The organism is Stieleria tagensis (assembly GCF_024129865.1).
Taxonomy (GTDB): domain Bacteria; phylum Planctomycetota; class Planctomycetia; order Pirellulales; family Pirellulaceae; genus Stieleria; species Stieleria tagensis.
The window spans coordinates 1-20,129 of sequence record NZ_JAMYFE010000136.1; the positions used below are offsets into that span (position 1 = coordinate 1).

At 56.0% G+C, this 20,129-nt stretch carries 11 protein-coding genes; 6 read left to right on the forward strand and 5 right to left on the reverse strand.

Features of this window, described 5'->3' with window-relative positions; translation table 11 throughout:
• Nucleotides 1-46: 46 nt before the first annotated feature.
• Together NHH03_RS26045 and NHH03_RS26050 are read right to left on the reverse strand one after the other, a co-directional pair.
• Nucleotides 47-343, reverse strand: coding sequence for a hypothetical protein (locus NHH03_RS26045; RefSeq protein WP_253161281.1), 297 nt, complete (start codon nucleotides 341-343; stop codon nucleotides 47-49).
• Between the two features lie 722 nt (nucleotides 344-1,065).
• Nucleotides 1,066-1,707 (reverse strand): response regulator transcription factor, encoded by a 642-nt coding sequence (locus NHH03_RS26050; RefSeq protein ID WP_253161282.1) that lies wholly within the window; start codon nucleotides 1,705-1,707, stop codon nucleotides 1,066-1,068.
• A 302-nt stretch (nucleotides 1,708-2,009) separates the two neighbouring features.
• Here NHH03_RS26050 and NHH03_RS26055 point away from each other — a divergent pair, with 302 nt between their 5' ends.
• Both NHH03_RS26055 and NHH03_RS26060 read left to right on the forward strand, forming a co-directional pair.
• The gene (locus NHH03_RS26055) at nucleotides 2,010-3,461 is read left to right on the forward strand and encodes a sigma-54-dependent transcriptional regulator (RefSeq protein WP_253161283.1); all 1,452 of its coding nucleotides are present in this window, start codon (nucleotides 2,010-2,012) and stop codon (nucleotides 3,459-3,461) included.
• A 245-nt stretch (nucleotides 3,462-3,706) separates the two neighbouring features.
• Nucleotides 3,707-5,416 carry a sulfatase family protein gene (locus NHH03_RS26060; RefSeq protein ID WP_253161284.1) on the forward strand — a complete coding sequence of 570 codons (1,710 nt, stop codon included), beginning with the start codon at nucleotides 3,707-3,709 and terminating at the stop codon, nucleotides 5,414-5,416.
• Between the two features lie 155 nt (nucleotides 5,417-5,571).
• Here NHH03_RS26060 and NHH03_RS26065 read toward each other — a convergent pair whose 3' ends face one another.
• The gene (locus tag NHH03_RS26065; protein WP_253161285.1) at nucleotides 5,572-6,648 is read right to left on the reverse strand and encodes a DUF4380 domain-containing protein; all 1,077 of its coding nucleotides are present in this window, start codon (nucleotides 6,646-6,648) and stop codon (nucleotides 5,572-5,574) included.
• 257 nt (nucleotides 6,649-6,905) lie between these two features.
• Between NHH03_RS26065 and NHH03_RS26070 the strand changes: the two genes are divergently transcribed.
• The 3 genes from NHH03_RS26070 (at nucleotide 6,906) to NHH03_RS26080 (ending at nucleotide 16,255) form a co-directional block, all read left to right on the forward strand.
• Entirely contained in the window at nucleotides 6,906-7,595 is a 690-nt protein-coding gene (locus NHH03_RS26070) for an SIR2 family NAD-dependent protein deacylase (protein ID WP_253161286.1), read from the forward strand.
• Nucleotides 7,596-7,691: 96 nt separating this feature from the next.
• A complete protein-coding gene (locus NHH03_RS26075) occupies nucleotides 7,692-11,114 on the forward strand; it encodes an amidohydrolase family protein (protein ID WP_253161287.1) in 3,423 nt (1,140 codons plus the stop codon).
• A gap of 113 nt (nucleotides 11,115-11,227) precedes the next feature.
• Nucleotides 11,228-16,255 carry a lamin tail domain-containing protein gene (locus NHH03_RS26080; protein WP_253161288.1) on the forward strand — a complete coding sequence of 1,676 codons (5,028 nt, stop codon included), beginning with the start codon at nucleotides 11,228-11,230 and terminating at the stop codon, nucleotides 16,253-16,255.
• Nucleotides 16,256-16,273: 18 nt separating this feature from the next.
• Here NHH03_RS26080 and NHH03_RS26085 read toward each other — a convergent pair whose 3' ends face one another.
• Nucleotides 16,274-17,224, reverse strand: coding sequence for a PIG-L deacetylase family protein (locus NHH03_RS26085; RefSeq protein WP_253161289.1), 951 nt, complete (start codon nucleotides 17,222-17,224; stop codon nucleotides 16,274-16,276).
• A 195-nt stretch (nucleotides 17,225-17,419) separates the two neighbouring features.
• Between NHH03_RS26085 and NHH03_RS26090 the strand changes: the two genes are divergently transcribed.
• A complete protein-coding gene (locus NHH03_RS26090; protein ID WP_253161290.1) occupies nucleotides 17,420-18,865 on the forward strand; it encodes a Gfo/Idh/MocA family protein in 1,446 nt (481 codons plus the stop codon).
• Between the two features lie 2 nt (nucleotides 18,866-18,867).
• Here NHH03_RS26090 and NHH03_RS26095 read toward each other — a convergent pair whose 3' ends face one another.
• On the reverse strand, nucleotides 18,868-19,944 hold the full coding sequence (locus tag NHH03_RS26095; RefSeq protein WP_253161291.1) for an AI-2E family transporter: 1,077 nt from the start codon (nucleotides 19,942-19,944) through the stop codon (nucleotides 18,868-18,870).
• Between the last annotated feature and the right edge of the window lie 185 nt (nucleotides 19,945-20,129).

Genomic DNA, 20,129 nt, shown 5'->3' on the forward strand with positions numbered 1-20,129 from the left:
AACGTCGTTATCATACTGGAACTCACTTTTGTTCGACGCGGCGGTGTTAAGCTGAAATCTGACTCGCTAACTTTGATATGTCGCTGGAAGCAATTCCGTTTCCGGTGAACAGATCGGTCACTTGGAATCCTTGCTCAGACACCAAGTAACTCATTGCCTTTTCAACTTCGTTCTCAAATCGCGGATCGTCCATCACCTTGAATGGGATCGAGACTCCCAATGTCAAAGACTCGTCGGAAACCTCGACCGGAAAGAACTCGATCAAGTTGAATTTAGACAGACGTTCCTGCAGGGTTTGCAAATCCTGTTCACCCGTTTTCTCAGCTGAAAAATGGTACGCCATGTCTAGTTCGTTAAAAATTCGACGGAGACCTGAATTCCATGCTTCGCAGCTTCTTCGACAATCGTTTGCCGCGCCAGTTCGAGATTCTTGTTGCTCACCAACTGCCCTCGCAAGTCGAACCTGACTTTCTGAGAACTGCCCTTTGGTAAGTGCTTGTGAAAGTGCAAGACCCTCGCACACGCGAACTTAACCACGCGGTTTCGATTCACTTCGCCAATGAAGTGTACGTTAAGAACGTGAAGTGCCTCCTTCTTCACGTCGTCGTACGCCTCAGGTGTTACGATTCCCCAATCTAAATCGAGTTCTTCCATTATTTGTTTACCGCAAGAGGAATGACCGGGGACAGGAATGACCGGGGACAGACCTCAAGCAAGTGGGGGTTGGAGTCTGATGCGGCGGGGGCGGCAGGTGTCTGTGGGCTGGGGGGCGGACGCATGAGCTCGGTTCTCGGCAAATGCTCGAAATGAGTTTTGCAGGAGAACCCTCGCTTTGGCCAGACCCTGTCGCGGCGGAGTGATCGATCGATTGTGGTTTGCAAGCTTGTCGAAACCATTCCCACTTGATCCTCCGCTGGCGGCCGGATGTCGCCAGCGCTGGTGTGGAGGATTTATCCGACCGAGCAGCACGTCGCCTGAATCGAATCCGGTCGGATAAATCCTCCACACCAACGTGAGTCAACGATCGGGCGAGTCTCGTTTCAGATCGACGTCGAGGGGGGGCGTTTAATCGACTAGGCCTAAGCGGACGGCGCGGACGGCGACATCGGTGCGGTCTGACGCGCCGGTTTTGCGCAAGATGTTTTGCACGTGCTCTTTGACGGTTTCGACGCTGATTCCCAATGACGCAGCGATCTCGCGATTGCTGAGTCCAAACGCCACATGCCGTAACACCTGGGCTTCACGCGGGGTGACCGGCAATTCGGGTGGCAAATCCGCTGCACGAATGGTCTCGGTCATTTTGCGGCGCAATCGGTCTAGCAAACCGTTGGGCAAGGCTGCTCCGTTGGAACAGGCATAGCTGAGCGTTTGTTCAATCGTCGCCGCCGGATCACTTTTGAGCACATAATCCTGGGCGCCATTGGCGACCGCACGGGCCATGTAGATCGGATAGTCATAGGCACTGATGAAGACCACCGGCAGGTCCGGGTGCGACTCACGGATCGACGCCAGCAGCGCCAATCCGTCCATTTTTTTCATTTGCACGTCGACCAGCACCACATCAAAGGGTTGCTCGGCCAACTGTCGAAGCGCGCTTTCACCGTCCGCAACGGTTTCGGTAACGCTGACTACGTTCCCATCAAGAAGCTCCGTCAATCCCAGGCGAGCTGCTTCATGGTCATCCACCACCAACGTTTTCAACGACATTGCGTTCCTAAATTTCTGCGCAGATTTCCTTTGAACCCCCCTCCACATGGAACCGGGGTAAACCCTCAGAGTTTTGGCGGATTTCCGCCTTTGAGCCACATACTATGGAAACCTTTTCCTATTTTCCCCACCCTGGCCCCCATAAATAGGGGGTTCTTTGGGGTTTGCCTTTCCTCTGACGGGTGGTTGATGGATTCGATTTTGCCTTGGGCCTAATGGTGACCTAGGAAATGATGCCTAAGTACCACGCTACGACGAGCGTGCTGCCGGCGGATCCCCTCGAACCACAACATGTCCCGAAAATGAAAGATTCTGCCTCCATTTTGCTTGTCGACGACGATTGGCACTTGGTCCAATCGATGGCCGAGTGGTTGCGAGAAATCGGTCACACGGTACAGGTCGCAGATTGTATCGAGGGGGCAAAGGCCAGCCAGGATCAGACGCGTTTTGACCTGGTGATCACGGATTTGCGACTGCAGGGCGAAGACGGGTTCGAATTGATCAGTCACACCCGCCTGCGGCACCCCGAGAGCACGGTGCTGGTGATGACCGGCTATGCGACGCCGGACACGGCGGTGGAGGCGATCAAGGCGGGCGCGTTCGATTTATTGACCAAGCCACTGATCGATGATGAACTGAGTTTGGCGATCGATCGAGCCGTTTCGCAGCGCGACATTGCGTTGGAGAACCAGCAACTTCGTCAACGCTTGGACCGTCGCAGCGGGCTCGAAAATATCCTCAGCCACGACTATCGGATGCTGAAGATATTTGACGTGATCGACAGCATTGCCGATGCTCGTGCGTCGATCTTGATCACCGGCGAGAATGGCACTGGAAAGAGCATGATCGCTCGGGCGATTCATGAACGCAGCCAACGCCGCGGCAATCCGTTTGTCGAAGTCGCTTGTGGGGCGCTACCGGACAACCTGCTCGAGAGCGAGTTATTTGGTCACGTCAAAGGCGCCTTCACCGGTGCCAGTGTGGACCGGATTGGTAAGTTCCAGTTGGCCGACAAAGGCACGTTGTTCTTGGACGAGATCGGCACGGCCAGCACGGCGATGCAGGTCAAACTGTTGCGTGTGCTGCAAGAATTCCAATTCGAACAACTCGGCGGCACACGAACGCATTCTGTCGACACGCGTGTGATCTTGGCGACCAACGACGATCTGTCCAAATCAGTGAATGAGGGCAGGTTTCGCCAGGATTTGTATTACCGAATCAATGTCGTCAACATCGTCTTGCCATCACTGCGCGAGCGAGTCGGTGACATCCCGTTGTTGGTCAACCATTTCTTACGCGAAGCCGCCGAGACCTGCGGTCGCGAGATGGACGGGTTTGATCAACAAGCGATGGCCGTGTTGCAATCCTACCGTTGGCCCGGCAATGTTCGGCAGCTGCAAAACGTGGTCGAACGCGCCGTCTTGCTGGCCCGCGGGGATCACTTGACCGTGGAAGACTTGCCACCGGAATTACTCGGCCGCGCTGCCGATCCGATGGCCGCGTCGATGGGTGATGGTGACAGCGCGATGATGATGCATCCCTTGACGATGACACCGACTAGTTTTCAGGGCAAGAGTCTGCGTGAAGCCCTGGAGGTCCCGGAGCGCGAAATCATTTTGCATTCGCTGCGACAGCACAATTGGAATCGCGCCGCGACCGCTGACGCCTTGGAGATCAACCGCACCACGCTGTACAAAAAAATGAAGCGATTGGCGTTGGACGATCCACGTTTGCAATTCGCCTACGACGGCTGATGAGATAGCAGCTTCAAAACTGACCCGTCGGGTTGCGAACATGACGTCTGGAAAGTTCGGTCGTTTCTCGAAATGGTGGAATTCGGGCATCAGTTGGTGATCATCGGCAAAAACGTTTTGATTGTTTCCTGCGGACGGGCGTTTCTATTTCAATCGCGGCATTACAATCAGTGCCATTGGAAACCGAACTCACCAGCCGACACCATCGTGTCGCGTTTCTCGCACCGCACCCGCTCGCACTGTCAATGAAATCACGCTTCATCCACGCACTCAGCCAGATTGTCACCGGATTCTTGTTGGCCAGTTGCGGGTCCTTCGCAGCCGCCCAGTCCGCTGGTCAGCGACCGAATATCTTGTACATCATGTCCGACGACCATGCCGCGCATGCGATCTCGGCTTACGGCGGACGACTGGCACAAATCGCGCCGACACCCAATATCGATCGCTTGGCCAATGAGGGCGCGTTGTTTGAAAACGCATTCTGTACCAACTCGATCTGCTCGCCTTCGCGTGCCTGTGTGCTGACCGGCCAGTACGACCACATCAATGGTGCGTTCGATTTGGGTGGCAAAGTCGAACCGGGGAAGCAGATGCTGGCCATTCAAATGGGGGCCGCCGGCTACCAAACCGCGATGATCGGCAAATGGCACTTGAAATCAGAACCCGCCGATTTTGATTACTACTGTGTGTTGCCTGGGCAAGGCAAGTATCACTCGCCGGAGTTTCGTGTCCGCGGCGACAAACCCTGGGGAAAAAACACGATCGAGTTCCCTGGCAAACATTCGACCGACGCGATCACGGATCTGACGCTCGAGTGGCTCAAGCAGGGACGCGATCCCGACAAACCGTTTTTTCTGATGCATCACTACAAGGCACCGCACGATTACTTTGACAACGCGTCACGCTATGAATCGTATCTGGCGGACGTCGCAATTCCCGAACCCGACACGCTGTGGCATCGCGACGCGTTGTTTGGTTCGATGGCGACGCGGGGCGCGGATGATGAACTGATCCCGCACATTGGCACGTCGATCGGATCGCGAAATCCGCGGCGATCCTACTTGATGGATTTGCCGTCGATGTATCCGAATGAATTTCCCACCGGTTATGACCCCGCCGACTACAGCGACCAACAGAACACTCGTTTTGCCTATAACGCCTATCTGAAAAAGTATCTTCGCTGTGTCAAAGGCATCGATGACAACTTGGGACGCTTGTTCAAATACTTGGAGGATTCAGGTCAACTGGACAATACGTTGATCGTCTACACCGGTGACCAGGGATTCATGTTGGGCGAGCATGATTATCAAGACAAGCGTTGGATGTACGAAGAATCCCAGCGAATGCCGTTCCTGGTTCGCTATCCAGCAACCGTCCCCGCAGGTCAGCGCTTGGACACCATTATCGAGAATGTTGACTATGGTGCGATGATGCTGGATTTCGCCGGCGCAGAAATTCCCGAGACCGTTCAAGGGCGTTCGTTTCGATCGCTGCTGGAATCGGGCAAGGAACCCGACGATTGGAAGCAAGAGGCCTACTATCGTTACTGGATGCACATGGCTCACCACGACAATCCGGGCCACGTCGGGATCCGAACCAAGACGCATAAGTTGATCTACTACTACGGCTGCAATTACGACGGTGGCTACCAAACGCCGGCCGGTTGGGAACTGTATGACTTGCAGCACGATCCGCATGAGACGCGCAATCTGTATGACGATCCGCAACATGCCGAACTGGTGGCGGATCTGAAAAAGCGTTTGGCCGAAACCCGAACGCGAGTCGGCGACGATGGGTCGCACTACCCCGAATGCGAAGCGGTTCTACAAGAGTTTTGGGACTACGACGCGGCGGATCAAGCCAAAGCGCGCGAAATTTCCCACGCCTTTCTCAAACGTCGCCTGGCGGAATTGAAAGCTGGAAAACGCAACATCCAAACCGTGCACGGCGAGTGATCCGATTGGTGCGGGAATCGGGTGGGACGCGGGAATCGGGTGGGACGTGGGAATCGGGTGGGGCGTGGGAATCGGGTGGGGCGTGGGGGGGGCTGTGGGGCGACTGAACCCTGGCGGGATCAGCTACGAAGATGTCAGCTACGAAGATGATCCGCTTAGGCATCGGGTTGCGGGGCTTCCCAGGTCGTTGCCGGCAATGAATCGTAAATCGATTGCAGTCGCTGCAGGTCAAATGTCTCGCCGGGACCCGGGAATGGGTTTTCATGCAGCGACCAAATCTCGGTGAACGAGGCTGATTGGCCAGGTGCCAAGATTTCAGACGGTCCGATCGGTTCCAGTTCGACCGTGTGAGCGCTGGCCGGAGTCCAAGTGGAGATCGTGAATGCGGCGCCTTCGCAGTAGTTGCGATCGGGGTAGGTGGGGAATTGTTTGATGAACAGCAGCCCGCTGGATTGTTGATGAGCCAGCCAGCCGGCGTAGCTGTCCATGCCCAATTTAGGCGACTTGGGCGGCCCCAATAATTCCAGGAAGCCGTCGCGAATGCGAATCGTTTCGTCTTTCGGTTCCATCTGCAGTCCAGCCGGATCCAGTCGCACATAGCGATTGCGAAAGCGTGGGAAACCTTGCAAAGGGATCAAAACGATTCCGGCACCATTGCCGAACGTGCGACTCCAGTGACAGTACTGGCGGGTTGTGTCGGACACATTCTTGATTGTTTGTTTGAAAACCAAACGTGATGATTCATTGTCCAGTTCAAAATCACGAGTCAACTGCACGCCGGTCGCTTGACCGATCTGGCTGGTCATTTGCAACGACCTCGCACCGTGTGCCGTGACGGTCCATGGCCCCGTGAAAAATTCATTGCGATTGGGGGCGATCCTTTCAGGCCCAATATCGAATCGGCCGGCCGACGGGGACTTGCCACCGATCCCTGAAGCATCGCCGGTGAGTTCGTACTGCGAAACGAACAATGCGTTTATCCCGTTGATCGAATATTCCAAGATTCGACCTCCGACCTGCGGGCAAAAAACGACTCGGGTCGTCGAATTCGTCAGCACCGGGCAGTCTTGATAAATGCCAAAGTCCACGGTCGCGACTTGGCTGGCTGGCGGGCGAGACGTTTGCCCCACGACCTGTGCGAGTGCTGATCCCGGTGCCGGTCCGACCAGCGTCGACGATAGAATGCCGCCGATGAAGAACATCTGCAATGTGAAGGATTTCGATTGGCCCATCGAATTGGCTCCCGGTGCTGGTCTGATGGTTAAACTACTGGCGATGACAAAGCCACTGTTTATACCGACAACGATCCATCCCGTGTTTGCGGCGAGGCATTTTGAAACCAGCGCTTTTATGGTAACCCGAAGCGTCAGCGAGGGATTTAGGGAGTTAACAGGATCCCTCGCTGACGCGTCGGGTTACCAAGAATCAATGCTTGCCGCATCAGCACCAGCCAAATCACAATCGTTTGATCCTTAAGAGTCTCTGTTCGATGAAAGTTTTTGTTTTGACCGGTGCCGGAATCTCTGCCGAGTCGGGTATCCCGACGTTTCGCGGTGACGATGGATTGTGGGAAGGCCACCGTGTCGAGGACGTGGCAACCCCGCAAGCGTTCCAACGCAATCCGAAACTGGTTCACGAGTTCTACAACAAGCGGCGACGATTTCTGCAAAATGAGTCCGTTGTTCCCAACTTGGCTCACCAGGCGCTGGCAGAGTTCGAACGAGACCATGACGATGAGTTTTTATTGGTGACGCAGAACATCGATGATTTGCACCAGCGAGCCGGCAGCCGACAGGTGTTGCCGATGCACGGTGAACTCCTGAAGGCCCGCTGCACATTGACCGGTGACGTGATCGAGTGGCGCGATGATTTGACCGTTGACACCGTGCACCCGACAGAGCCGGATTTGGTCGGTACGTTGCGTCCTCATGTGGTCTGGTTTGGCGAGACGCCGATTGGGCTCGACCAGATCGCTGACTTTGCCCAGCGCTGTGATTTGTTCATTGCGATCGGCACGTCGGCGTTGGTCTACCCCGCTGCTGGGATCGTTCAGTCGACCGGTCCGCATTGTCGATGTGTGGAAATCAATCTGGACGACACACCGCAGAGTAGTCATTTCGACACCGCCCTGCGTGGCAAGGCTTCAGTCGAAGTGCCTCGGTTTTTGCAATCGTTGTAGGCTGCCGGCGAATTTCAGCCCAGAAAAGCGGTCTGAAAAAATCGCCTCGATGCTAAACTAGGCGGGACATCGACTTCATACCCTCTAAACGACGCTATGCCGATTCCCACCACGACCACCGCCCACGGGCTGTTACTGTTTCTGCTCACTTTCGGGATTTCTCTGGCGACCCTGCCGGAATCCCTGGGTCAGGACACCGCGGCTGAGAAATCTCCGGCCAAAGAAACCCCCTCGGACGCTTGGGATGTCGATTCGCCAGTGGGGAAAAGTCGCCAGCAACCGATCGATTGCGATTCGGGTACCTGGATGAACTTGGACGTCAGCCCCGATGGCCAACACATCGTGTTTGACTTGCTGGGCGATCTATATTTGATGCCGATCAAGGGTGCCGACGGCAGCGATCAAACCGATGGCAAGAGTCCCCAGAACTTGACCAACTCGGTGGCCTGGGAGATGCAACCGCGGTTCAGCCCTGATGGACAGCGGATTGCGATGACAAGTGACCGAACGGGGAAGAGCAAAAAGGGGGGCGATAATATCTGGGTGATCAATCGCGATGGATCATCGCCGACCCAGGTCACCAGCGAGACCTATCGTCTGCTGTGCAACCCAACCTGGTCTCCCGATGGGCAATACATTGTTGCACGAAAACACTTCACCAGTCGGCGCTCGTTGGGGGCTGGTGAAATGTGGATGTATCATCGCAGCGCGATCGCAAACGGCGCGACCGCCGGTGTGCAATTGACAAAACGTCCGAACGAACAAAAAGACGTCAACGAACCGGTCTTTTCGATCGACGGTCGCTATCTGTATTACAGCCAAGATGTCACTCGCGGTGACACATTCGAGTACAACAAGAATTCTCATCAAGGAATCTATGCGATCAAGCGTCTCGACTTGATCGAAGACAAAACGGAAACATTGATCTCCGGACCCGGTGGTGCCTGTCGTCCCACGCCGTCGCCCGATGGCAAGACACTGGCATTCGTCCGTCGCGTCGGGGCGAAGACGGGGCTACATCTGTACGATCTGGAATCGGGCGCGATCCGGTTGATCTATGACGATCTGGAACGCGACATGCAAGAGTCGTGGGCGATCCATGGCGTCTACAGCGGTTTCGACTGGATGCCCGATGGCCAGTCGATCGTGATTTGGGCCAAAGGCAAAATTCGGCGGATTCAGATCGCCGATGGCCATGCCGAAATCATCCCTTTTCGCGTGCGCGATCAACGCCGGGTCCAACCGGCAGTGCGTCACAAGGTGCCGGTCGGTCAAGACCGCTTTGACGTCAAAATGTTGAGAGACGTTTGTGTGTCACCCAGCGGCGACCAAGTCGCTTATCAAGCGCTGGGCTCGATCTATGTACGTGACTTGCCCAGCGGCGAACCGGTTCGTCTGACGTCTCAAGAAGATCATTTTGAGTTCGCGCCGAGCTATTCAAGTGACGGCCGGTACATCGTCTACACCACCTGGAATGATCAGGAGTTGGGAACGATTCGCGTTGCATCGACCGATCCAGAGGCGGGTGAAAACTGGATCGTGACACCGACGCCTGGCCACTATATGGATCCCTCTTTTTCACCTGACCGCAAACACATCGTTTTTCGTCGTGGCGGTGGAGGACACCTGCGCTCGCCGCTGTGGTCACGTGATCCCGGTGTTTACATCACCGACGTTCGCGACGGCGATCCCCGGCGGATCGCCACTCAAGGCGAAAACCCGCAATTTTCTGCATCGGGAAAACGGATTTATTTGACGCGGCGAAAACCCGACAACGATTCTGATCACGTCACACTGTTTTCAGTCGATTTAAGTGGGAATGAACAACGCGATCACTACACCAGTGATTGGGCAACGGATTTCTGTGTCTCGCCGGATGGTTCCCTACTGGCGATCGTCGAACGTTTCCACGTCTATGTGACCCCGTTTGTTCATGCGGCCGGCACGATTCAGGTCGGACCAGGCGGCAAGGGATTGCCGATTGCAAAGGTCAGCCAGCAAGCAGGCGACTTTGTGCATTTCTCGGGCGATGGCAACCGTTTGCATTGGTCGCTCGGCGCGGAGCTGTCCAGTTGTGATGTTTCCGACGCGATCGACAAGTTGGCGATCGACAATGAGTCGGCTGGCGGCGAGTCGGATGGCGGCGAGTCGCAGCACGAAGCGAACGTCAAACATCAATCGATCGGTTTTTCACATCCGCACGCGAAACCGGCCGGACGGCGTGCCCTGGTCGGTGGGCGGATCGTCACGATGGGGCCACAGGGGGTGATCGAAAACGGAGTCATCGTGATCGACCAAAACAGGATCGTTGCGGTGGGAACGCGCGAGGAAGTTCAGATTCCAGATGACGCGATGCAAACCGACGTGTCAGGGCAGGTGATCTTGCCGGGCTTGATCGACGTGCACGCCCACGGTGCGCAGGCCACCAGCGGCATCACGCCACAACATAGCTGGATCGACTATGCCCGATTGGCGTTTGGTGTGACAACCATTCACGACCCCAGCAACGATACGCATAGCATTTTTGCGGCTAGCGAATTGACCAAGGCTGGATTGATCCAGGGGCCTCGCACGTTTTCAACAGGCAAGATTCTGTACGGCGCCACGGGGGCATCGCGAGCCGAAATCGATTCACTTTCAGATGCCGAATTTCACTTGAAGCGGATGAAAGCTGTCGGTGCGTTTTCTGTCAAAAGTTACAACCAACCGCGACGTGATCAACGCCAACAGGTTTTGGTCGCGGCACGAAAATTGAACATGTTGGTCGTTCCCGAGGGCGGGTCAACCTTCATGCACAACATGACCATGATCGTTGACGGGCACACCGGTATCGAGCACACGTTGCCGGTGCAGACCGCCTATGATGACGTGATGGATCTTTGGCGTGACACACGCGTCGGTTACACGCCGACTTTGAATGTTGCCTATGGCGGGCTATCCGGCGAGCAGTACTGGTACGAGATCGATGACCTGTGGTTGCACACACGACTGCAGGCCTTCATTCCACCCCATATTCTGAATCCCCGATCACGTCGGAGAGAGAAATCACCACTGGAAGATTACAACCACATCAAGGTTGCGGAAATTGCCAAACAGGTCGTTGACCAGGGCGGATTGGTGCAAACCGGCGGCCATGGCCAACTGAACGGAATCTGCACGCATTGGGAGATGTGGAGCTTTGTGCAGGGCGGCATGACCCCGATGCAGGCACTTGAGTGTGGCACGCTCAATGGCGCCAAATACTTGGGCATGGAAGACGATTTGGGATCGATCGAAACCGGGAAATTGGCGGACATGATTGTGTTGCGACGTGGTGCGGACCCGACCCAAACCATTCGTGACAGCGAGAAAATTGAAACCGTGATCGCCAACGGCAATCTGTACCAAGCCGATCGCATGAATCGTCACGGTGACAATGCGCCGCGAACACCGTTCTATTGGGAGCGGGGCGGACTACCCAGCGTTTTGACAACCAACAGCGAATCGGTGGGGTGCAGTTGTCACCAGGGTCGCCACTGATAAGTCGGCCTTTGCGGCTGAATCCGCTGTTGAGATCGAGTAACATGCGGGTTCTCCATTGCTGCGCGCCAGCTCTTTTCTGAATGTCTTTTCACCGGATTAAGTCTGCATTGATGACCTTCCTTCGACGCCTGCGTCCCGCCGGTTCCTCGTTCCCACGCAACACCGTCCCACGCAACACCGTTTTGACCTGCGAAGCGTTGGAGCGGCGAGAGCTATTGGCCGCTCAAATTTTGATCTCGGAATTCCTGGCGTCCAACAGCAGTGGCATCTTGGACGGCAACGGCATCGCGAGTGATTGGATCGAGATTCACAATGCGGGTGACGCGCCGCAGGAGTTGGCGGGATGGCATTTGACCGACGACCCGACTGATTTGGCACAGTGGGCGTTTCCCAGTCAGACGCTCGCGGCCGGTGATTACCTGGTCGTGTTCGCCTCGGGTGACGGGATCGCTGATCCGGCGGGAAATTTGCATACCAATTTCAAGCTGTCTGCGTCCGGGGAATACCTTGGCCTGACGCGTCCTGATCTGAGTCTGGTTGCCGAGTTCGGTTCCGCACAAGCGGATTATCCGCCGCAATCAGCGGACATCTCGTTTGGCGTCGACGCCTCGATTTCCAGCGGCGATCCGAATCGCTATTTCTTGACCCCGACGCCGGGAGCAGCCAACGAAGATCCGATCGAAGGCTTTGTGCAAGACACGGTGTTCAGCGTCGACCGAGGCTATTTCGACACGGCGTTTTCGGTTGACATTGCATCGTCCACGCTTGGCGCAACGATCGCGTACACCACCGACGGTAGCCAACCGACGCTGACCAATGGAATTCAAGTTTCCAGCGCCGCCAATGCGACCCCGTTGGCAACGGTGCCCATCACGACCACGACCACGCTGCGCGCCGCGGCGTTCAAGACCGGTTATCAACCGACCAATGTTGATACCCAGACCTATCTGTTTCTGTCCGATGTCGTCACCCAGCCGAGCGCCCCGGTCGGTTTTCCGAATGTGTGGGGCAGTGCACCGGCAGCGGATTACGAAATGGATCCCGAGATCACGAGTGATCCTTCCTACTCGCAAGACCTGCTCGCAGGTCTTCGTGAATTGCCTGCCCTTTCAATTGCAGCGGACGTCGACGATCTATTTGGGACGCTCGGGATCTATGCCAATCCAAACGATGATGCGTTAGAGATTGCGACTTCGGCAGAATACATTTTGCCCGATGGGGCGTCCGGCTTCCAAATCGACGCCGGCTTGAAAATTGCCGGTGGCGCAAGTCGCAACCCCGCGAACTCGCCGAAGCATTCGATGAGTCTGCGATTTCGGTCACAGTACGGTGACTCCAAGCTGGAGTACGACCTGTTCGAGGGATCGCCCGTCAATGTTTTCAACAGTCTGCAACTGCGTGCCCTGTACAACAATTCTTGGATTCATTGGGACCAGGGACAGCGCAGTCGGGGAACACTGATCCGTGATCAATTCATTCGTGATTCATTGATCGCCGCCGGTCAAGACGACGCCGGTCGCGGGAACTACGTGCACCTGTATCTGAACGGGCTGTATTGGGGCGTGTACAACCTGCACGAAAGAGCCGATTCCTCGCACTATGCGGAGCACAACGGCGGCGATGCTGATGACCTGGATGCGCTTAACGGAGGCGCCCCGGTCGATGGAACGATCGATTCCTGGAACAACGTCAAATCCGTCGCTGCGGCAGGCAATTGGAATGCAGTTCAACAAGTCTTGGACGTCGATAATTTTATCGACTGGTCGCTGATCCAAGCGTACGGCGGCAATGCCGATTTGAAATTAGACGGCAACTGGCGCGCTGCCGGTGGCGGCAGCGAAGGCGGTCTGTGGCGGATGTATGCATGGGACAGTGAACGGGTGCTCGAAGGATTAACCGATAAACCACCGGCAACGATCACCGACGCGACGGGATTGCTGGATGATCTGTTGGAGATTCCCGAGTTTGTTGTCCGGTTCGGTGACCGCATCCAAAAACACTTTACCGGCGACGGCGCATTTACACCGGCGGCGGTCACACAGCGTTGGAATGCCCGCGCGGATCAGTTGCAAAATGCCATTGTTGCTGAATCCGCGCGTTGGGGTGACTATCGCCGTGACGTGCATCCCCGCGGCGCGACCCCGTTGCTGTACAGCCGAGATCAAACCTGGACCCCGGAAGTCAATCGAGTCGTCACGGAATGGTTTCCTGGTCGAACACAATTTGTGATGGATCAGTATGTGACGCTTGGTTTGATGCCTTCGGTGGCGGCACCTCGCTACCAGGTCGATGGAACGATTCAATCTGGCGGACCGGTTGCCCCGGGCAGTTTGCTGCGATTGATCGCCGACGAAGGAACGACCTATTACACGACCGATGGGACTGATCCACGCGCCGAGGGTGGCGCGGTTGCCGGCAGTGCGATCGTCTACGATCCCACATTGGCTTCAACCACGTTGATCGCCGCTGGTTCCGAGTACCGATTCAACGATCTGGGGATTGATTTGGGTGTGTCATGGCGACAACCGTCGTTCGATGATTCCGGCTGGAGTAGTGGGGCAGCGGAACTGGGGTTTGGCGACAATGACGAAGCGACCGTGGTTTCTTACGGCAATGACCCGTCGAACAAGCATCCGACAACTTACTTTCGCAAACAATTTAACGTCGCTGAAACCGATGCAACGCAATTGACGTTGCGATTGCGGCGCGATGATGGAGCCGTCGTCTATCTCAATGGAATCGAGATCGCGCGTGACAACCTGACCGCCAACCCGGTCTCCTATTCTACCTACGCGCTTGCCGCCGCAGCGGACGACGGTCAACTGTGGCATGAGTTTGATGTACTGACCGAATTGCTAGTCGCAGGGACGAACACGATCGCGGTCGAAATCCATCAGAACAGCCCGGGCAGTTCGGATCTCAGTTTTGACGCTGAATTGATCGCCACCACACAGACTTCCGGTGCGATTCAACTGGATGATTCGCTTCAGATTCTCTCACGAACACGGTCCGACAGTGGCCAGTGGTCTGCGGTCAACCAGGCTCTGTTCCTGGTTCCCAACGCGCCGGCGTCAGCGGCGAATTTGCGAGTCACAGAGATCAACTATGATCCCGTCGCCGATGGGGACGCGGAATACATTGAATTACGGAACATCTCATCGGGCGGCGAAGCGGTGACGATTGACTTGGACGGCGTTACGGTCACCGACGGACCCAGCGATCCGTTGATCATCGCCCCCAATACCAAACTGCTGCCTGGCCAATCTGCCCTACTGGTCGGCAATCCGACGGCTTTCATGGCAGCCTATCCGGATGTCGATCCGACTCGAATCGTTGGCGTCTACAACGGCAAACTTTCTAATTCCGGTGAACGGTTGCGAATCGTCGATGTCAATGGATTGGAAATCGTCGACGTCAACTACAACAATGCCGACCCCTGGCCGGCCTGGGCAGACGGTGGCGGCGGGTCGTTGGTGCTGCGGGATCCCGCCAACACGCCGGTCGACCAAACCGGGAAACCCTACCACTACATCGGCAGCGTCGAAATGGGCGGCAGCCCTGGCGAGATCGAACAGCAACCGATCGGTGTGGTGATCAATGAGATTTTGGCGCACACCGATGCGCCATTGTCCGATGCCGTCGAATTGTACAATCCGACGGCGTCCGATCTGAACATCGGCGGTTGGTTTCTAAGTGATGATCCGCTGGTACCCAGAAAGTATCGGATCCCTGCGGACACTCAACTGACCGCCGGCGGCTACATCGTGTTCGATGAATCCGATTTCAATCCAGCTGCTGCTAATTCAAATAGCTTGATTCCGTTTGCGCTAAGTGCCAGTCAAGGGGAAACGGTGTTGTTGTTTGTGGGTGACGGGACCGATGCCACAGCCCTGGCTGATCATGTTCGATTTGGCGCATCATACAACGGAACGTCCATCGGTCGATTGGAAGGATCCGGCGGGCGGCTGGTCCCCTTGGCCAATCGTTCACTCGGCACCCTCAATGGCACCTTCCAAACCGCTGATGTCATCCTGTCGGAAATTCACTACCACCCTACCGATCCATCGGCTGCGGCACTCGCGATCGATTCAACACTGGTTGACGATGATTTGGAATTCATCGAACTGCAAAACGTTTCGGCAGCGAATCGTTCGCTAGCCGATTGGCGGATCCGTGGTGAAAGTGATTTTGATTTTGCCGCAGACACCGAAATCGCCGCTGGCGGAACGTTGGTCGTGGTTTCGTTTGATCCCACGGATGTCAGCAATACCAATCGGACCAATGCGTTCCGAACTCACTTTGGAATTGATTCGAGTGTGTTGTTGGTGGGCCCGTTTTCCGGTTCCCTCAGCAACAGTCACGGTGTCGTCAAACTGCAATCGCCGGATGAGCCACCGACCGACGACCCGATGTTCGTCCCGCACATTTCAGTCGATGAAGTGTTTTATGACGATTTGGCTCCCTGGCCCAGCGCCGCAGATGGCGGCGGCGCATCACTGCAGCGAATCGCGGCCAGCACGCTCGGGACCTATGCAGACAGCTGGCGTGGCGAATCACCGACCCCGGGGAACGTGCCGAGCCGCCCCGTGGTGGAATCGATCCTGATCAATGACGGCTCAGCCTCGCGATCGTCCGTCACACAAATCAGCGTCCAGTTTGACCGCCCCGTCGATGCGTCATCGTCTGCATTTATCATCAGCCGTCGGGGTTCCGGTCGTTCACTCGGCAACCTGTTGGTGTCCAGCGAACTGCAGGGGGGCAAGACGATCGCGACGATCACCTTTGGAGATGATCCAGACGTGATCTCCCGCTCCGGGCTGGAGAATTCGTTGGTCGACGGACATTTCCAAATGCAGATCATCGCCAGCCAAATCGAATCGATCGATTCCGGCGTGACAATGGCCTTTGACAGCGAATTTGGGCACGAATCCTCCGATGCATTCTTCCGCTTGTTCGGTGACAGTGACGGGGATCGCGACGTCGACGGACAGGATTATGGGCGATTCGGATTGAGCTTTCTGAAGCCGAGTATGGACCCGAACTACGATCCGTCACTGGACCATGACGGGGATGGCGATGTCGACTCACTCGACCACGCTCAATTCTCTCGGCGTTTCCGGCGGACACTTCCGTTTTAGGTCATCTGTCGATCGACTTCATTGACTTTTTTGCGTTGTCGTCTCCGTTTCACGGGACTGTATTTCAGCCGTCGGAAATGGAAACAGGCTGCGGATTTCATTTTCGGTCGGCTGTCGACCATACTCACAAATCTCGAACAGTTCGGCATAGCGGACCTTGGCTGCGTGTTCGTCGCCGTACCATCGAGCCAGTACGTCGCGTCCCGTGTCGGCTTCGCTGCTTTGGCGTCGCACCCATTTTTCGTGCAACCATTTGCGTCGCAATTCGGGTTGGCTAGCCGGAGGCGCTTGAGCCATTTTCTGGGCGCTACCAAGTGCGCCGCCTTCAAAGGTCTGTGATTCAAGGGCCATCAGCGCGTCGACCTTTTGTTCGAACACGCTATCGATGTCGACCGCAATGTCGGCTGTGAAACGATAGGGTTTTAGAAACCGATCGCTGGAATAGAGGAACACCGGGTTTTTATCCAACGGCGGTGTGTCGGGGCAAAAAAATGGCACGGCGACCATGTAGGCCGCATCTTGCACTAACACGCCGACGTAGCGGTGGTCGGGATGATAGTCCCAGGGGCGGTGCGCGATCACAATGTCAGCGTTCCAATCGCGAATCAATCGAGTGATCGTTCGCCGGTTCTCCAGTGTCGGCATCAGTTCCCCATCGTGGATGTCCAACACCTGCGACGTGACTCCTAATCGCTCGGCGACCAAGGCGGATTCCGCGGTCCGCCGCTTGGCCAGCGCGCCGCCGGACATTTGCCAGTGGCCGATATCTCCGTTGGTTACCGAGACCAATTTGACTTGGTGACCTTGCTTGGCCCACAGCGCGGCGGTTCCGCCACTCTTGTATTCCGCGTCATCTGGATGGGCACCAAAGCAAATGATACGGAGTGGTTTGGAGGGTTCGTCAGCCAACCCGGCTGTCGCATTCAGGATAACCAATGTCGCAAGTAAAGACAGCAATCGATCGTACACTCTTGAATCTCCGTTGAAAGACTTGAACCGGCTCGGCGTTCCCGTTTCCGATCAAACGAGTCATGTTCCGTTTTATGCCTGACGCATCACTAGCATACCAATGATTCTCACAGCGGCTGGGTCTTTCCCGTTATGATTTGGTAACCGCTCCACGGTTTCAATTCCATTGCCCTCCTGCTATTTACCGGTGACCTGATGAATCAATCGCCCGGCCCTGCCCCGTCACAGTCGACATCCTCACGGCGTCGGTTCTTGAAAGCCGCATCGGCGTCTGCGGCTTCGCTCTCGGTGGCCGCAACCATCGTTCCACGTCATGTTCTTGGTGGGCCAGGCCAAGTTGCTCCCAGCGATCGTGTCAACGTTGCATTGATCGGCGCCGGCGGACGGGGTTTGCAAAACGCTCGAGAATTGATGAAGTTGAAGGATGTCCAGATCACCGCCGTGGCGGACCCGGCGGAATTCTGGGATCTGAAAGATTTCTATTATCGTGGTGTTGCCGGGCGCGGACCTGCGTGTAAAGAGTTTGAAGCTCACTATCAAGCGAAACAGCCGGGATATCGTTGCCAACCGTTTGTTGATTTTCGCGAGATGTTGCAGTCGGCGCCGTCTGAATTTGACGCCGTGTTGTGCGCGGCGCCCGACCATTTGCATGCGTTGATCTCGCTGCACGCGATGCGATCAGGCAAAGCGGTCTACTGTGAAAAACCGTTGACGCACAACATCGCCGAGGCACGCTTGGTGGCAAAGGTTGCCAAGGAAACCGGCGTCGCAACGCAACTGGGAAACCAAGGCCATTCGCGCGATGGGATGCGACGGACGATTGAATACTTGCGTTCCGGTATCTTGGGAGAAATCACAGAAGTCCACGCTTGGGTTTCCGCAACGCGATGGAATCCGTCGCTGGTGCATCCACCGACAATCAAGCAGCCCGTGCCCAAAGGATTGGACTGGGATTTGTGGTGTGGCCCACGGCAACCGGTTGAATTCAATCACGCTTATGCGCCGGTCGCCTGGCGTGACTTCTGGCAATTCGGCTTGGGGGCAATGGGTGACTTCGGCTGCCACGATTTGGATTCCTCGGTTTGGGGTTTGGAATTAGGCAAACCGACACGGGTGGAAATGTACGCGGCTGGGCAGACGGATCCTGCCATGATTCCGTTCGGGGAACTGGGCTATTTTGATTTTGAAAAAACAGCCTACGCGGGCCCCACGCGAATTCACTGGTATAGCGGTGGTATCCGGCCGGCTCGCCCGGATGCGATGCCCGCTGGCAACGATCTGCCCAATCGCGGTGTGATGTTCGTCGGCGACAAAGGCGTCATGGTTTGCGGAGGTGCTGGGGGCGCGCCGAGTGTCTATCCCGACGAATTGGCTCAGACGGCCAATGAGGTCGCGCAGTCCATGGAGCGTTCCCAGGGGCACCATTCCGATTGGATTCAGGCGATCAAAGGAGGACCGCAGGCCAGTAGTGAATTCGGCTACGGTGCCAAGTTAACGGAGATCACGCTGTTGGGTGTGCTATCGCTGCGCTGTGGGGAAGTCATTCACTGGGATGACGTGAACATGAAAGCGACCGGGGTGGCCAAAGCGGACGAAGTGATTCACGGCGACTATCGCCCCGGTTGGGAACTGCCTGGATGATGCTACGTGGTCGCCAGTTTTTCGTCTGGTTGCTGTAGGCGGCCAGCCATCAGGCTGGCGATCGGTTTGGTGGAATCGATTCGTTCCAGCATGATCTTCATTGCGGCTGTCATTGGCGTGGCAAGGAACATTCCAATCACGCCCCACATCATCCCCCAGAACATCAGTGCCAACAGAATGGTCACCGGATGCAAATCCGAGGAATCACCCATGATTTTCGGTTCGACGACGTTGCCGCTGATCGCTTGAATCGTGCAGGTGACTGAGATTGCGGCGATCATCCAGGCCATGCTGCCGACGGGATCGAGCACGATCAATGGCACCGGCAATAAACTGGCAACGATCGGGCCGACGTTGGGGACAAAGTTCAGCAGAAACGCCAGCACGCCGAACGTAAACGCCATCGGCACACCAAACAGCCACAGCGCGGTGCCAAACGCCAATCCCGTGAAAATCGAAATCACTGTCTTCAGGCCCAGGTAAGAGCGGATCTGTGTGTCGATTTCGCGAACGGTCGCGCTGGTGCCGCTCGAGTTCGGGTTGCCCACCAGCAAGAAAAAGACGTAGATCAGGACCACCAAACTGGTCGAGACCAGGTTCAACAGAGCCAGTGAAACGATTGAGATGCCATCGCGAAGAAAACGATCCACAAATTCGCTGGCATCGTCTGCACCCGCCGGTGTCACTTCTTGAAGCGGACTGTGAATTGGATGGGCGAACGGCAAAAACGATTCCGTCTGGTCTTCGAACCGGTTGACGATATCTTTGACCCGTTGACGATAGGCGTTCTGGTTTTTCGACAGATCCACCAGCGAGATCCAAATCGACAATCCAAAGATGACCAATGCCACCACGCCGGACAAAAATGTCAGCCCGGCGGCAACAATTCGGCTGACACCCAATCGTTTCTCCAACGTTTTTAGGATCGGGTTCACTCCGCTGACCACGAATAAGGCAACCACCAATGGCACCAACACTGGGCGTAGCCAATAGATGGAATAGGTGACCGCAACGACCACCAGCACCATTAAACAAATGGACTGAATTCGCAAGTTATTGTTTCGATCTGCCTTTATCATTCGTCGCTCCTAGCGCACCATTTTTTTGAACTGCGTCTTTGCGAGAGCCATTGGTTTTTCCCAACCCGATGCGTCACGGGCCGTTGGTTTAGCAACCCAACGCGTGAGTTTTGACGTTGCGCTTTTATGGTAACCCGAAGCGTGAGCGAGGGATTTAGGGTGTTAGCGGGATCCCTCGCTCACGC

Coding starts and splice junctions, on each gene's coding strand:
- NHH03_RS26095 (WP_253161291.1), bottom strand. CDS start 19,944: ATGATAAAGGCAGATCGAAACAATAACTTGCGAATTCAGTCCATTTGT.
- NHH03_RS26055 (WP_253161283.1), top strand. CDS start 2,010: ATGAAAGATTCTGCCTCCATTTTGCTTGTCGACGACGATTGGCACTTG.
- NHH03_RS26050 (WP_253161282.1), bottom strand. CDS start 1,707: ATGTCGTTGAAAACGTTGGTGGTGGATGACCATGAAGCAGCTCGCCTG.
- NHH03_RS26060 (WP_253161284.1), top strand. CDS start 3,707: ATGAAATCACGCTTCATCCACGCACTCAGCCAGATTGTCACCGGATTC.
- NHH03_RS26045 (WP_253161281.1), bottom strand. CDS start 343: ATGGCGTACCATTTTTCAGCTGAGAAAACGGGTGAACAGGATTTGCAA.
- NHH03_RS26075 (WP_253161287.1), top strand. CDS start 7,692: ATGCCGATTCCCACCACGACCACCGCCCACGGGCTGTTACTGTTTCTG.
- NHH03_RS26080 (WP_253161288.1), top strand. CDS start 11,228: ATGACCTTCCTTCGACGCCTGCGTCCCGCCGGTTCCTCGTTCCCACGC.
- NHH03_RS26070 (WP_253161286.1), top strand. CDS start 6,906: ATGAAAGTTTTTGTTTTGACCGGTGCCGGAATCTCTGCCGAGTCGGGT.
- NHH03_RS26065 (WP_253161285.1), bottom strand. CDS start 6,648: ATGGGCCAATCGAAATCCTTCACATTGCAGATGTTCTTCATCGGCGGC.
- NHH03_RS26090 (WP_253161290.1), top strand. CDS start 17,420: ATGAATCAATCGCCCGGCCCTGCCCCGTCACAGTCGACATCCTCACGG.